At 70.1% G+C, this 14324-nt stretch carries 12 protein-coding genes; 10 read left to right on the top strand and 2 right to left on the bottom strand.

What is annotated here, in order from left to right; translation table 11 throughout:
- Positions 1–53 precede the first annotated feature (53 nt).
- From yajC to AB0D34_RS11500, 8 genes are all read left to right on the top strand, one after another.
- Positions 54–587: a preprotein translocase subunit YajC gene (gene yajC, locus AB0D34_RS11465; protein WP_362659977.1), complete on the top strand. Its 534-nt coding sequence runs from the start codon at positions 54–56 to the stop codon at positions 585–587.
- Positions 588–719: 132 nt separating this feature from the next.
- Entirely contained in the window at positions 720–2474 is a 1755-nt protein-coding gene (gene secD, locus AB0D34_RS11470; protein ID WP_362659980.1) for a protein translocase subunit SecD, read from the top strand.
- A 2-nt stretch (positions 2475–2476) separates the two neighbouring features.
- Positions 2477–3580 carry a protein translocase subunit SecF gene (gene secF / locus AB0D34_RS11475; protein ID WP_362660135.1) on the top strand — a complete coding sequence of 368 codons (1104 nt, stop codon included), beginning with the start codon at positions 2477–2479 and terminating at the stop codon, positions 3578–3580.
- Positions 3577–4116, top strand: a complete 540-nt coding sequence (locus AB0D34_RS11480; protein ID WP_362659983.1) for an adenine phosphoribosyltransferase — start codon at positions 3577–3579, stop codon at positions 4114–4116. The genes secF and AB0D34_RS11480 overlap by 4 nt, the downstream gene beginning before the upstream one ends.
- A 306-nt stretch (positions 4117–4422) precedes the next feature.
- Positions 4423–6990 carry a bifunctional (p)ppGpp synthetase/guanosine-3',5'-bis(diphosphate) 3'-pyrophosphohydrolase gene (locus AB0D34_RS11485; RefSeq protein WP_362659985.1) on the top strand — a complete coding sequence of 856 codons (2568 nt, stop codon included), beginning with the start codon at positions 4423–4425 and terminating at the stop codon, positions 6988–6990.
- Between the two features lie 34 nt (positions 6991–7024).
- A complete protein-coding gene (locus tag AB0D34_RS11490; RefSeq protein WP_362659988.1) occupies positions 7025–8356 on the top strand; it encodes a serine/threonine-protein kinase in 1332 nt (443 codons plus the stop codon).
- A complete protein-coding gene (locus AB0D34_RS11495) occupies positions 8349–8768 on the top strand; it encodes a hypothetical protein (protein WP_362659991.1) in 420 nt (139 codons plus the stop codon). Before AB0D34_RS11490 ends, AB0D34_RS11495 begins: the two co-directional genes overlap by 8 nt.
- Entirely contained in the window at positions 8752–9888 is a 1137-nt protein-coding gene (locus AB0D34_RS11500; protein WP_362659994.1) for a caspase family protein, read from the top strand. The genes AB0D34_RS11495 and AB0D34_RS11500 overlap by 17 nt, the downstream gene beginning before the upstream one ends.
- A gap of 90 nt (positions 9889–9978) precedes the next feature.
- On the opposite strand, the gene AB0D34_RS11505 is transcribed toward AB0D34_RS11500, so the two are convergent.
- Together AB0D34_RS11505 and AB0D34_RS11510 are read right to left on the bottom strand one after the other, a co-directional pair.
- Positions 9979–11208, bottom strand: a complete 1230-nt coding sequence (locus AB0D34_RS11505; RefSeq protein WP_362659997.1) for a DUF349 domain-containing protein — start codon at positions 11206–11208, stop codon at positions 9979–9981.
- Between the two features lie 135 nt (positions 11209–11343).
- Positions 11344–12162 (bottom strand): peptidylprolyl isomerase, encoded by an 819-nt coding sequence (locus tag AB0D34_RS11510; RefSeq protein WP_362660000.1) that lies wholly within the window; start codon positions 12160–12162, stop codon positions 11344–11346.
- A gap of 180 nt (positions 12163–12342) precedes the next feature.
- On the opposite strand from AB0D34_RS11510, the gene AB0D34_RS11515 reads away from it, so the two are divergent.
- Together AB0D34_RS11515 and hisS are read left to right on the top strand one after the other, a co-directional pair.
- Positions 12343–13050: an MBL fold metallo-hydrolase gene (locus AB0D34_RS11515; protein ID WP_362660003.1), complete on the top strand. Its 708-nt coding sequence runs from the start codon at positions 12343–12345 to the stop codon at positions 13048–13050.
- An 11-nt stretch (positions 13051–13061) separates the two neighbouring features.
- Positions 13062–14324 carry a histidine--tRNA ligase gene (gene hisS, locus AB0D34_RS11520; RefSeq protein ID WP_362660006.1) on the top strand — a complete coding sequence of 421 codons (1263 nt, stop codon included), beginning with the start codon at positions 13062–13064 and terminating at the stop codon, positions 14322–14324.

Genomic DNA, 14324 nt, shown 5'->3' on the forward strand with positions numbered 1-14324 from the left:
CCCCCAACCATCAGGCCGCTCACCTCGCGGTCGCGTGAAGGAAGTTCCGACCCGTGAGTCTCGTGACCCTCCTCCCGTTCATCGTGCTCATCGGGGCCATGTTCCTGATGACCCGGTCGGCCAAGAAGAAGCAGCAGGCCGCCGCCAACATGCGGAACGACATGCAGCCCGGCAGCGGCGTCCGCACGATCGGGGGTATGTACGCCACGGTCAAGGAGGTCGGCGAGGACACCGTCCTCCTCGACGCGGGCCCGGGTGTGGACCTGCTCTTCGCGAAGAACGCCATCGGTGCCGTCCTGACGGACGACGAGTACAACCGCATCGTCCACGGCATCGAGCACGACCTGAAGTCCGACTCCGACGTCGTCCCTGACGACGCCTCCTCCCTCACCGACACCGAGACCGACGAGTCCGCCGACGAAGCTGCCGCCGCCTCCGACGAGAAGTCCGTCGATCTCGGTAAGAAGGACACGGCCGAGGAGCCCGTCGTCGACGCGCCCGCCAAGGCCGACGACGAGACCGAGGCAGCCGGGGCGAAGTCGGACGACGAGCCGAAGAAGACCGACGGCGACTCCGACGCGAAGTAGTCGCACTCCGGGGCGCGCGGACCAGCTCCGCGCGCCCCGGAATCTGCGCAGCTCGCACGGGATCCCGAACCATGTCATGGCCGCCCGTACGCCGACCCGGCGCGAGAGCGGCCCGAGAGGGAGTACGAGAAGGTGGCAGCACCTAAAAGGGGCCGGAGCGCGAGTGCCCAGAGCAAGCCAGGGCGCGCGCTGGCCCTGATCCTGATCGCCATGGTGGCGCTGACCGGGGGCATGTTCCTCTCGGGGCACACCACTCCGCGCCTCGGCATCGACCTTGCCGGCGGTACCAGCATCACGCTGGAGGCGAAGGCCGACCAGGGGTCGGCGATCAACAAGGCCAACATGGACACCGCGGTCGACATCATGAACCGCCGTGTCAACGGCCTGGGCGTCTCCGAGGCGGAGGTGCAGACCCAGGGTGATCGCAACATCATCGTGAACATCCCCAAGGGCACCAACTCCAAGGAGGCCCGCGACCAGGTCGGCACCACCGCCAAGCTGTACTTCCGTCCGGTCCTGGCCCAGGAGGCCACCGGCGGCGCCGCGGCCACCTCGCCGAGCCCGTCCGCCAGTGGCTCCTCGACCGCCTCGCCGAGCCCGTCCGCGAGCAAGTCCGGCACGGGCGAGAAGGCGACCTCGTCGTCCTCCCCGTCGGCCACCGCCACCTCCCAGGGCCGCGCCGTCAGCGACGCGCTGAAGGCCGACTCCACGCCGTCGGCGTCCGCGAGCGCGTCGAGCGCCGCCTCCCCGTCGGCCGCCGCCAGCAGCGCCCCCTCCGCCGCCGACGCCAAGCTCCAGGCCGCGTACGCCGCCCTGGACTGCTCCAAGAAGGCGCAGCGCACCACCGCGGGCGACGGCGCCAAGCCGTCCGAGACCACCTTGGGCTGCGGCGAGATCTCCGGCGTCTGGTACAAGTACGTGCTCGGCCCGGCCGCCGTCGACGGCACCGAGGTCAAGAAGGCCCAGGCCGTCTTCGACACCCAGACGGCCGCCGGATGGCAGGTCACCATGACCTTCACCGGCAAGGGCGCCAAGAAGTTCGCCGACATCACGGGCCAGCTCGCGAAGAACACCCAGCCGCAGAACGAGTTCGGCATCGTCCTCGACGGCGAGGTCGTCTCCAGCCCGTACGTCAGCTCCTCGATCACCGGCGGCAACGCGCAGATCTCCGGCAGCTTCACCCAGGAAGAGGCCCAGAACCTCGCCAACATGCTGTCGTACGGCGCCCTCCCGCTCTCCTTCCAGGAGCAGAGTGTGACCACGGTGACCGCGGCACTCGGTGGTGACCAGCTGCACGCCGGTCTCCTCGCCGGAGCCATCGGCCTCCTCCTGGTCGTCATCTACCTGGTGGCCTACTACCGGGGCCTGTCGGTCGTCGCGATGGCCTCGCTGCTCGCCTCCGGCATCCTCACCTACGTGATCATGTCGCTGCTCGGCCCGACGATCGGCTTCGCGCTGAACCTGCCGGCCGTGTGCGGTGCCATCGTCGCCATCGGTATCACCGCGGACTCGTTCATCGTGTACTTCGAACGCATAAGGGACGAGATCCGCGAGGGCCGCTCGCTGCGCCCCGCCGTCGAGCGGGCCTGGCCGCGCGCCCGGCGCACCATCCTGGTCTCCGACTTCGTGTCGTTCCTCGCCGCCGCGGTCCTGTTCGTCGTGACCGTCGGCAAGGTCCAGGGCTTCGCGTTCACGCTGGGCCTGACCACCGTGCTCGACGTCGTCGTGGTCTTCTTCTTCACCAAGCCGCTGATGACGCTCCTCGCCCGGCGGAAGTTCTTCGCGAGCGGCCACAAGTGGTCCGGCCTCGATCCGAAGAGCCTGGGCGCGCAGCCGCCGCTGCGGCGCACCCGCCGTCCCGCCCCCGTTGAGACGAAGGAGGCGTGAGCATGTCGAAACTCGGCAATCTCGGCGCCCGACTGCACCGTGGCGAGATCAGCTACGACTTCATCGGTCACCGCAAGCTCTGGTACAGCATCTCGATCCTGATCACCATCACGGCGATCGTCGGCCTCGCGGTACGCGGCCTGAACATGGGCATCGACTTCCAGGGCGGTGCGGTCTTCACCACCGAGAAGACCAGCGTCTCCGTCTCCCAGGCCGAGGACTACGCGAAGGAGGCCTCCGGCCACGACGCGGTCGTCCAGAAGCTCGGCAACGGCACGCTGCGCATCCAGATCGCCGGCATGGACACCAAGCAGTCCGACCAGATCAAGACGGAACTGGCGAAGGACTTCAAGGTCGACCCCGAGTCCATCGCCGCCGACCTGGTAGGACCGAGCTGGGGTGACCAGATCGCCAACAAGGCCTGGCAGGGTCTGGCGATCTTCATGGTCCTCGTCGTGATCTATCTGGCCATCGCCTTCGAGTGGCGCATGGCCATCGCGGCGCTGGTCGCCCTGATCCACGACATCACCATCACCGTCGGCATCTACGCCCTCGTCGGCTTCGAGGTCACGCCGGGCACGGTGATCGGTCTGCTGACCATCCTCGGTTACTCGCTCTACGACACGGTGGTCGTCTTCGACTCCCTCAAGGAGCAGACGAAGGACATCACCAAGCAGAACCGCTGGACCTACAGCGACATCGCCAACCGCTCGATCAACGGCACCCTGGTCCGCTCGATCAACACCACGGTGGTCGCGCTGCTGCCGGTGGCCGGCCTGCTGTTCATCGGTGGCGGCTTCCTCGGCGCGGGCACGCTCAACGACATCTCGCTGTCGCTGTTCGTCGGTCTCGCCGCCGGTGCCTACTCCTCGATCTTCATCGCCACGCCGCTCGTCGCCGACCTCAAGGAGCGCGAGCCGGCGATGAAGGCCCTCAAGAAGCGGGTCCTGGCCAAGCGCGCGCAGGCGTCCGCCGAGGAGGAGATCGTCGACGCGCGTCCCGTCTCCGACGAACCGGACGACGAGGCCCACGCCGTGGTCGGTCCGCGCAGCCAGCCCGCGTCCCGCAGCCGGGGCCGCGGCCGTCCCTCGGGGAAGCGCCGATGACCGGCATTGAGGAGCTGCTGCTCAGCCGTATCCGCGATGTGGCCGACTACCCGGAGCCGGGTGTGATGTTCAAGGACATCACCCCGCTCCTGGCGGACCCGGCGGCGTTCACCGCGCTGACGGACGCGCTGGCGGAGGTCGCCACGGCCACCGGCGCCACGAAGGTCGTCGGGCTGGAGGCCCGGGGCTTCATCCTCGGCGCCCCGGTCGCGGTCCGCGCGGGCCTCGGCTTCATCCCCGTACGCAAGGCGGGCAAGCTCCCCGGAGCGACCCTCAGCCAGGCGTACGACCTGGAGTACGGCTCGGCGGAGATCGAGGTCCACGCGGAGGACCTGTCCGCGGGCGACCGTGTCCTGATCGTCGACGACGTCCTGGCCACGGGGGGCACCGCCGAGGCGTCCATCGAGCTGATCCGCAGGGCGGGGGCCGAGGTGGCGGGCCTCGCGGTCCTCATGGAGCTGGGCTTCCTGAGCGGGCGGGCCCGTCTGGAGCCGGCCCTGGCGGGGGCGCCGCTGGAAGCGTTGTTGGTGGTCTGAGCGCCGACAGCACCGCCCATGTGACGGCCGTTCCGGAACACCGGGACGGCCGTCACGTATGGGGGAGCGAGGTCCCTTGACGGCCGCGGCGCCGTCGTGGCTGGTCGCGCAGTTCCCCGCGCGCCTTGGGCGCATCAAGCCCCCCGGCGCCCCACAGCGACCCTCCGGAATGCAGGCGGCAGCCCCACGTGTTTCACCGGTAGACGTCCCTCACATCGGACTGAAGGCGATCCCCGCGCGCAGGATCGCTACCATGGGGTCTCCGGAGCCTGACCGGGGGACCCGGATCGCGCACGAGGAGTCCTCTTGCCAGACGAGGCCCAGCCACTGACCGCCGCCAAGCCCGAGCCCGCCTCGGCGCCCGCGGCGAAGCCCGCGCCGGACGCGAAGAACGCGACGAACGACGCCCGTGGGCCGGTCGAGCACGCCCAGTCCGCGCCCGTGGACAAGCCGTCCGAGTCGGCCAGGCCCAAGCCTCCCCCCACTCTCGACTCCACCGAAGCGGGCGAGCCCGCGGCGCCCGAGCGCTCCACCACGGGGACGCCGGCGGTCCGCCCGAACACCGGCCAGCCCGCCCGCACCGGCTCCTCCAACCGCGTCCGCGCCCGCCTCGCCCGCCTCGGCGTCCAGCGCTCCAATCCGTACAACCCGGTCCTGGAGCCCCTGCTGCGGATAGTGCGCAGCAACGACCCGAAGATCGAGACCGCGACGCTGCGCCAGATCGAGAAGGCCTACCAGGTCGCCGAGCGCTGGCACCGCGGCCAGAAGCGCAAGAGCGGCGACCCGTACATCACCCACCCCCTCGCGGTGACCACGATCCTTTCCGAGCTCGGCATGGACCCGGCCACCCTCATGGCGGGCCTGCTGCACGACACCGTCGAGGACACCGAGTACGGCCTCGACCAGCTGCGCCGCGACTTCGGTGACTCGGTCGCCCTGCTCGTCGACGGCGTCACCAAGCTGGACAAGGTCAAGTTCGGCGAGGCCGCGCAGGCCGAGACCGTGCGCAAGATGGTCGTGGCCATGGCCAAGGACCCGCGCGTCCTGGTCATCAAGCTCGCCGACCGCCTGCACAACATGCGCACCATGCGCTATCTCAAGCGCGAGAAGCAGGAGAAGAAGGCGCGCGAGACGCTGGAGATCTACGCTCCGCTCGCCCACCGCCTCGGTATGAACACCATCAAGTGGGAGCTGGAGGACCTCGCCTTCGCGATCCTCTACCCCAAGATGTACGACGAGATCGTACGGCTGGTGGCCGAGCGGGCGCCCAAGCGTGACGAGTACCTGGCCATAGTGACCGACGAGGTGCAGTCCGACCTGCGCGCCGCCCGGATCAAGGCCACGGTCACCGGCCGCCCGAAGCACTACTACAGCGTCTACCAGAAGATGATCGTCCGCGGCCGTGACTTCGCGGAGATCTACGACCTGGTCGGCATCCGCGTCCTGGTGGACACCGTCCGCGACTGCTATGCGGCGCTGGGCACCGTCCACGCCCGCTGGAACCCGGTTCCGGGGCGGTTCAAGGACTACATCGCGATGCCCAAGTTCAACATGTACCAGTCGCTGCACACGACGGTCATCGGGCCCAACGGGAAGCCGGTCGAACTGCAGATCCGCACCTTCGACATGCACCGCCGCGCCGAGTACGGCATCGCCGCGCACTGGAAGTACAAGCAGGAGGCCGTCGCCGGTACCTCCAAGGTCCGCTCGGACCAGCCGCGGACCACCGGCAAGGACGACCACCTCAACGACATGGCGTGGCTGCGCCAGCTCCTCGACTGGCAGAAGGAGACCGAGGACCCCGGCGAGTTCCTGGAGTCCCTGCGCTTCGACCTCTCCCGCAACGAGGTCTTCGTCTTCACGCCCAAGGGTGACGTCATAGCGCTGCCGGCCGGCGCCACCCCGGTGGACTTCTCGTACGCGGTGCACACCGAGGTGGGCCACCGCACCATAGGAGCCCGCGTCAACGGCCGTCTCGTACCGCTGGAGTCGACCCTCGACAACGGCGACCTCGTCGAGGTCTTCACGTCCAAGGCGCCCGGTGCCGGACCCTCCCGGGACTGGCTGAACTTCGTCAAGTCGCCGCGGGCCCGCAACAAGATCCGCGCCTGGTTCTCCAAGGAACGCCGGGACGAGGCGATCGAGCAGGGCAAGGACGCCATCGTCCGCGCCATGCGCAAGCAGAACCTGCCGATCCAGCGCATCCTCACCGGCGACTCGCTGGTCACGCTCGCGCACGAGATGCGCTACCCGGACATCTCCGCGCTGTACGCGGCGATCGGCGAGGGCCATGTCTCCGCGCAGAACGTCGTGCAGAAACTCGTCTCCGCGCTCGGCGGCGAGGAGGCGGCCACCGAGGAGATCGACGAGTCGGTCCCGCCGACCCGCAGCCGCCGCAAGCGGCGCTCCAGCGCCGACCCGGGTGTCGTCGTCAAGGGCGTCGAGGACGTCTGGGTCAAGCTGGCCCGCTGTTGCACTCCCGTCCCCGGCGACCCGATCATCGGCTTCGTCACCCGCGGTAGTGGCGTATCGGTTCACCGCAGCGACTGTGTGAACGTGGAGTCACTGTCCCGCGAGCCCGAGCGCATCCTGGAAGTCGAGTGGGCGCCCACCCAGTCCTCGGTCTTCCTGGTCGCCATCCAGGTCGAGGCCCTGGACCGCTCCCGGCTCCTCTCCGACGTCACCCGCGTCCTGTCCGACCAGCACGTCAACATCCTCTCCGCGGCCGTCCAGACCTCCCGCGATCGCGTCGCCACCTCCCGCTTCACCTTCGAGATGGGCGACCCGAAGCACCTCGGCCACGTCCTGAAGGCGGTCCGGGGAGTGGAGGGCGTGTACGACGTGTACCGCGTGACGTCGGCGCGAAGGTCGTAGCCTGCGGAGACACACGACGGGGACGGGGGAGCACATGGAGGACCGGGGCGGAGCCGCGTTAGGCGGGCGGGAGCGGGTCATCGACGGCCGCTACCGGGTCGTCGACATGCTCGGGCGCGGTGGGATGGGCACCGTGTACGAGGCCGAGGACGAACAGCTCGGCCGCCGTGTCGCGGTGAAGCTGCTGACGGCCGTCGAGGGCGTCGGTCGGGACAACGAGGCCTGGAGCCGGTTCGTCCGGGAGGCCCGCGCGCTGGCCAGGATCGACCATCCCGGAGTCGTCACGCTGTACGACAGCGGCGTGCACGAGCCCGGCGGTACGCCGTACCTCGTCATGCAGCTGCTCGAAGGGATCAGCCTGGCCGAGCTGATGTCCGCCGGGGCGGGACCGCTGCCGCCGTCCGAGGCATGTGCAGTGGCCCTCGGCATCGCCGACTCGCTGGCCGCGGCCCACGAGGCCGGCGTCCTCCACCGCGACATCAAGCCGTCCAACGTCGGCCTCACCAGGGACGGCCGCGTCGTCCTCCAGGACTTCGGACTCGCCCGCCTGGCCGGGGAGACGACGATCACCCGGACCGGCGTCGTCATGGGCACCCCGCAGTTCATGGCCCCCGAGGTCATGCGCGGGGCCCTGCCCGGGCCCGCCGCCGACCTGTACGGCCTCGGCACCTGCCTGTACCTCATGCTCTCCGGGGAGCTGCCGTTCCGCTCCGCCGTCGACGTCGGCGCGATCATCGAGCGGGCGCTGGGCACCGGCGTTCCCCGGATCGCCGCGGGGGCGCCCTTTCCGGTGGAGCTCGGGCAACTGGTCAACCGGCTGTGCCGACAGAAACCCGAGGAGCGACCCCAGGACCTCGGTGAGGTCCGCCGCCTTCTCGAACAGCTGGCGGACGGCGGTACGGCGGCGCTCGTGCGGCGCCTGGCACTCACCGTCCGGGACAGCGCCGTACAGGCGACCCGCAAGCCCGTGCCCCTCGTCGACGATGAGCTGCCCGAGTACGAGTGGGACGAACCCGAGTCCCAGGCGCTCGCGCTCCCTCGGCCCGGGGCACTCGACGGTGCCACCCTCAGCGACGCCACCCGGCGCATCGTCCTGGGCAGCATGACCGAGACCAACGCCCTCTCCCGGCAGCGCGAGGCCGTCAACCTCGTCCAGCGGGGGCAGCTGCGGGAGGCGGCGCAGATGCTGTCGGCCGTGGTGCCCGTCTGTCTCTCGAAGCTGGGCCCCGACCATCCCACCACCCTCACCAGCCAGTACTGGCAGGCCGTGTGCCTGGCCCGGCTCGGCGCCGGGGGAGAGGCACTGGACCTCTTCTCCCGGGTCAACAAGCGGCTGGGCCGACGAACGGACGGAACCGATGACTGACCTGATCGTGGAGCTCGGGGACTCCCCACAGGCCGAGGACGACCTCCGCTCCCTGCGGCACTGGCTGCACGGCGACGAGCTCGTCGATGTACACGCGCGCGTGGCGGCCACCGCACCGCCGGCCCCGGGCAGCCTGGGCGGCACCGGCTTCGATCTGCTCCAACTCGCCCTCGGCAGCGGCCTGTCCACCGCCTCACTGATCGTCTCGGTACTGCAGTGGCAGACCTCCAGGCGCGGTGCCCCGGCCGTCACCCTGCGCCGGGGCGGGGTGGAGATCCTGCTGACCAAGGAGATGGCGCGGGACCAGGACACCGTGCGCGGCCTCGTCGACCTGCTCGACGCGTCCGCGCCGGCCGCCCCGCTCCCCGCACCGCGGAGCGAGGAGACCGGGGGCGATGACGGCACTGCCTGATCCCGCGCGCTCACGGGCCGTCCTCATCGGCACCGCCTCCTACCGGCACCTGCCCCAGCTGCCCGCCGTCGAGGCGAACGTCCTGGACCTCGCCGCCGAGCTGTGCGACGCCACGGTGTGGGGGCTGCCCGTGCAGAACTGCGCGGTTGTCACCGACCCGCTGAGCCCGCACACCATCCTCGATCCGGTGTACCGGGCGGGCGAGGAGGCCACGGACACCCTGCTCGTCTACTTCTCCGGCCACGGCATGCGCGACGCCGACTCCGACGACCTGTACCTGGCCCTCGGGGACACCCGCGAGCACCTCGGCTACACCGCCGTCGCCTACCAGCACCTGAGAGCTGCCCTGCGCTCGGCCCGCGCCCGCCGCAAGATCGTCGTCCTCGACTGCTGCTTCAGCGGACGGGCGGCCCGCGCCCTGGCGGGCGAGGAGGTCCTGGCCGCCCAGGCGGCGGTCGACGGCGCCTACGTCCTGACCGCCTCGCCCCGGGACCGCATCGCGCTCGCCCCCGACGGCGAGCGGTACACCGCCTTCACGGGGGAACTGCTGGCCGTCCTGCGCGGCGGCATCCAGAACGGCCCCGAGCTCATCGACCTGGACACCCTCTACCGCGTCATGGAAGAGCGGCTGCGCGCCAAGAACCGCCCGACCCCACAGCGCTCCCAGGAGAACGGCGTCGGACGGCTGCCGGTGGCCCGCAACAAGGCACGCGCCTCCCGGCACGCCCCCGCGGGCCCCGTCCTGGCCGCCGACGTACGCGCGGCGATCGTCGCGACCGGCCTCGCTCTCGCCCGCCTGCTGCGTACCGAGGGCAACGCCCGCGACGCCCTGGCCGTCCTGCGCCTGGCGCTCCAGGAACAGCAGACCGCCGAGGTCTACGGCGACCTCCTCGCCGTACAGCTGGAACTGTCCGAGCTGCTCGCCGAGACCGGGCAGGTCAGGGAGGCCGTCGAGGTGCTGGAGCTCGCCTTCCAGCGGGTGCACAAGGTGTACGGGCCCGAGGCGGTCCTGGTCTGTCGGCGGCTGGCCGATCTGCTCCAGGAGTCCGGCAACCATCTCCAGGCCTGCGAGGTCCTCAAGCACGCCCTGGACATCAGCGAGCGGGGCGGCCGGGACTGAGTCGGGGTCCGCTGCGACCAGGCCCGGACATGACGGTGGCCCGGTGGTTTCGGGTGCGAAACCACCGGGCCACCGGATGCGAACGGCAGGTCAGCCGCCGAACTCCTGCAGACCCTTCAGAGCCTGGTCCAGGAGCGCCTGGCGGCCTTCCAGCTCGCGCTCCAGCTTGTCGGCGCGCGCGTTGTTGCCCTGGGCGCGGGCCTGCTCGATCTGGCCCCTGAGCTTGTCCACGGCGGCCTGGAGCTGGCCGGTCAGACCGGCGGCACGCGCGCGTGCCTCCGGGTTGGTCCGGCGCCACTCGCTCTCCTCGGCCTCCTGGAGAGCGCGCTCGACGGCGTGCATCCGGCCCTCGACCTTCGGCCGGGCGTCCCGCGGGACGTGGCCGATGGCCTCCCAGCGCTCGTTGATCGAGCGGAAGGCGGCACGGGCACCCTTCAGGTCGCCGATCGGAAGGAGCTTCTCGGCCTCCTCGGCCAGCTCCTCCTTCAGCTTGAGGTTCTCCGACTGCTCGGCGTCCCGCTCGGCGAAGACCGAGCTGCGGGCGGCGAAGAACACGTCCTGGGCGCCGCGGAAGCGGTTCCACAGGTCGTCCTCGTGCTCGCGCTGGGCGCGGCCCGCGGCCTTCCACTCCGCCATCAGCTCGCGGTAGCGCGCGGCCGTGGGACCCCAGTCCGTCGACCCGGACAGCGCCTCGGCCTCGCCGACCAGCCGCTCCTTGGTCTTACGGGCGTCCTCGCGCTGCGCGTCCAGCGAGGCGAAGTGGGCCTTGCGGCGCTTGGAGAACGCCGAGCGGGCGTGCGAGAAGCGGTGCCACAGCTCGTCGTCCGACTTGCGGTCCAGGCGGGGCAGGCCCTTCCAGGTGTCCACCAGCGCGCGCAGCCGCTCACCGGCGGCCCGCCACTGGTCGGACTGGGCCAGCTCCTCCGCCTCGACGACCAGCGCCTCCTTGGCGTGCCGGGCCTCGTCGGACTGCTTCGCGCGCTGCTGCTTGCGCTCCTCACGGCGCTTGTCGACGGTCTCCACGAGCTTGTCGAGACGCACCTTGAGCGCGTCCAGGTCGCCGACCGCGTGATGCGCGTCGACCTGCTCGCGGATGTGGTCGATGGCCGCCTGAGCGTCCTTCGCCGAAAGGTCGGTGGTCTTGACTCGCTTCTCGAGGAGGCCGATCTCGACAACCAGGCCCTCGTACTTGCGCTCGAAGTAGGCCAGGGCTTCCTCGGGGGAACCCGCCTGCCAGGAACCGACGACCTGCTCGCCGTCGGCCGTACGCACGTACACGGTCCCCGTCTCGTCGACGCGGCCCCACGGGTCGCTGCTCACAGCGCCTCCTCCACATGATGCCTGCGGGAGGCTTCCTCGCCCCCGGGCATCGTCCACAGTTTCGTCACGGCCAACATAGGCGACCGGCGGGTGGCCTGTCCGCATCCCGCGCGACCGAAATTATGCAGTTGGCGGTCAGGATTTGGTGACGGTCGCCTTGTTGATCACGACGGTCGCGTTCGGCGCGCCGTCGCCCGCGCCGGTGCTCTCACCGGCCGCGGCGATCTTCTTCAGCACCTTCATACCGGATTCCGAGATGGTGCCGAACGGCGTGTAGCTGGGCGGCAGCTGGCTGTCCTGGTACACGAGGAAGAACTGGCTGCCGCCGGTGTGCGCCTGCCCGGTGTTCGCCATCGCGACGGTGCCCGCCGGGTAGACGTTGCTCTTGAGGCTCTTGTCCTTCAGGTTCTCGTCCGGGATGGTGTAGCCCGGTCCGCCGCTGCCGGAGCCTGTCGGGTCACCGCACTGCAGGACGTAGATGCCGTTGGTGGTGAGCCGGTGGCACTTGGTGTGGTCGAAGAAGCCCTTGCCCGCGAGGAAGTCGAAAGAGTTCACCGTGTGGGGGGCCGCCGACGCCTTCAGCGCGATGTCGATCTTGCCGCAGGTCGTCGCCAGGTCCAGGGTGTACTTCGCCGACTTGTCGATGGACAGCGCCGGCTCCTTCTTCCAGGTCTCCGTCTTGACCTTGCCGGCCGCAGGCTTGTCGCACGGGTCCGGCGCCTTGCTGGTCGCCGCGGCGCTCGGGGTCGCCTCCGCGCTCGTGTTGGCCTTGTCGTCGTCCTTCATGACACCGGACGTGTAGAGCGCCAGGCTGCCCACCAGGACCACGCCGAGCACCGACCCGATCACGGAGTTGCGTACACGGGCCTTGCGGCGCGCGGCCGTGCGCCGCTGCTGCTGCCGCAAGAACTTCTCCCGCGCGAGCTGCCGCTTCCGCTGTTCCTGGGTGACCACGGGGTTCTCTCCTCATGCGTCTCGTACGCCGACCGGTACGCATGCGTCCTATGAGCCGACCGCCTGCGTGTGCCCCGTACCGTATATGGGTTCGCTGAGGAATCGGCAGCGCCGGTAGGCTCTGACCACTGGGGCAGCCGCCCGGAAGACCGCCCGTACCCACACAAAACGAGGACGATCGTGCTCATTGCCGGGTTCCCCGCCGGGGCCTGGGGGACGAACTGTTATCTCGTCGCCCCCGCCGCCGGTGAGGAGTGCGTGATCATCGACCCCGGCCACCAGGCCGCCGAAGGCGTCGAGGAAGCGCTGAAGAAGCATCGGCTCAAGCCCGTCGCCGTCGTCCTCACGCACGGCCACATCGATCATGTGGCCTCGGTCGTCCCGGTGTGCGGCGCGCACGACGTGCCGGCCTGGATCCACCCCGAGGACCGCTACATGATGAAGGACCCGTCGATGGGTCTGGGGCGTTCCATCGGGATGCCGCTCATGGGCGAGATCACCGTCGGGGAGCCGGACGACGTGCGTGTGCTGTCCGACGGCACGAAGCTGGAGCTCGCGGGCCTGGAGCTGTCCGTCGCGCACGCGCCGGGCCATACCAAGGGGTCGGTGACCTTCCAGATGCCCGAGACCGCGGAGATCCCTTCCGTGTTCTTCTCCGGGGATCTGCTCTTCGCCGGCTCCATCGGACGCACCGACCTGCCCGGCGGTGACATGGCCGAGATGCTCGACTCGCTGGCCCGCGTGTGCCTGCCGCTCGACGACTCGACCGTGGTGCTGTCCGGCCACGGCCCCCAGACGACCATCGGCCAGGAGCGCGCCACCAACCCGTACCTGCGGGAAGTGGCCGCCGGCCAGGGAGCTTCAGAGGCTCCCCGACGAGGAATGTGACGAGAGACTTCGTGAGCACCTTTCAGGCCCCCAAGGGCACGTACGACCTGATCCCGCCGGACAGCGCCAAGTACCTGGCCGTCCGCGAGGCGATCGCCGCGCCGCTGCGCACCTCCGGCTACGGCTACATCGAGACGCCCGGCTTCGAGAGCGTCGAGCTGTTCGCGCGCGGCGTCGGTGAGTCCACCGACATCGTCACCAAGGAGATGTACGCCTTCGAGACCAAGGGTGGCGACAAGCTCGCCCTGCGCCCCGAGGGCACGGCGTCCGTGCTGCGCGCGGCGCTGGAGGCGAACCTGCACAAGCTGGGCAACCTCCCCGTCAAGCTCTGGTACTCCGGCTCGTACTACCGCTACGAGCGCCCCCAGAAGGGCCGCTACCGGCACTTCTCTCAGGTCGGCGCCGAGGCGATCGGCGCGGAGGACCCGGCGCTCGACGCCGAGCTGATCATCCTGGCCGACCAGGCGTACCGCTCGCTGGGCCTCAGGAACTTCCGCATCCTGCTCAACAGCCTGGGCGACAAGGAGTGCCGACCGGTCTACCGGGCCGCGCTCCAGGACTTCCTGCGCGGCCTGGACCTCGACGAGGACACCCTGCGCCGCGCTGAGATCAACCCCCTGCGCGTCCTCGACGACAAGCGCGATTCGGTCCAGAAGCAGCTCGGAGACGCTCCGCTGCTCCGCGACTACCTCTGCGACGCCTGCAAGGTGTACCACGAGGAGGTCCGCGAGCTGATCACCGCGGCGGGCGTGGCCTTCGAGGACGACCCGAAGCTGGTGCGCGGCCTCGACTACTACACCCGTACGACCTTCGAGTTCGTCCACGAAGGTCTGGGCTCGCAGTCCGCTGTGGGCGGCGGCGGCCGCTACGACGGTCTCTCGGAGATGATCGGCGGCCCCGCCCTGCCGTCCGTGGGCTGGGCGCTCGGCGTCGACCGCACGGTCCTGGCCCTGGAGGCGGAGGGCGTCGAGCTCGAACTCCCCTCCACGACCAGCGTGTTCGCGGTGCCGCTGGGCGAGGAGGCCCGCCGGATCCTCTTCGGCAAGGTCACCGAGCTCCGCAAGGTCGGTATCGCGGCGGACTTCTCGTACGGCGCCAAGGGTCTCAAGGGCGCCATGAAGAACGCCAACCGCAGCGGCGCCCGCTACACGATCGTCGCGGGTGAACGCGACCTCGCCGAGGGCGTCGTACAGCTGAAGGACATGGAGTCCGGGGAGCAGTCGGCGATCGGGGTCAACGAGATCGTGGCGGAGCTGGAGTCGAGGCTGGGCTGA

It is taken from the genome of Streptomyces sp. NPDC048420, assembly GCF_040651535.1.
GTDB lineage: Bacteria > Actinomycetota > Actinomycetes > Streptomycetales > Streptomycetaceae > Streptomyces.

Coding starts and splice junctions, on each gene's coding strand:
- secF (WP_362660135.1), top strand. CDS start 2,477: ATGTCGAAACTCGGCAATCTCGGCGCCCGACTGCACCGTGGCGAGATC.
- AB0D34_RS11495 (WP_362659991.1), top strand. CDS start 8,349: ATGACTGACCTGATCGTGGAGCTCGGGGACTCCCCACAGGCCGAGGAC.
- AB0D34_RS11490 (WP_362659988.1), top strand. CDS start 7,025: ATGGAGGACCGGGGCGGAGCCGCGTTAGGCGGGCGGGAGCGGGTCATC.
- AB0D34_RS11500 (WP_362659994.1), top strand. CDS start 8,752: ATGACGGCACTGCCTGATCCCGCGCGCTCACGGGCCGTCCTCATCGGC.
- AB0D34_RS11480 (WP_362659983.1), top strand. CDS start 3,577: ATGACCGGCATTGAGGAGCTGCTGCTCAGCCGTATCCGCGATGTGGCC.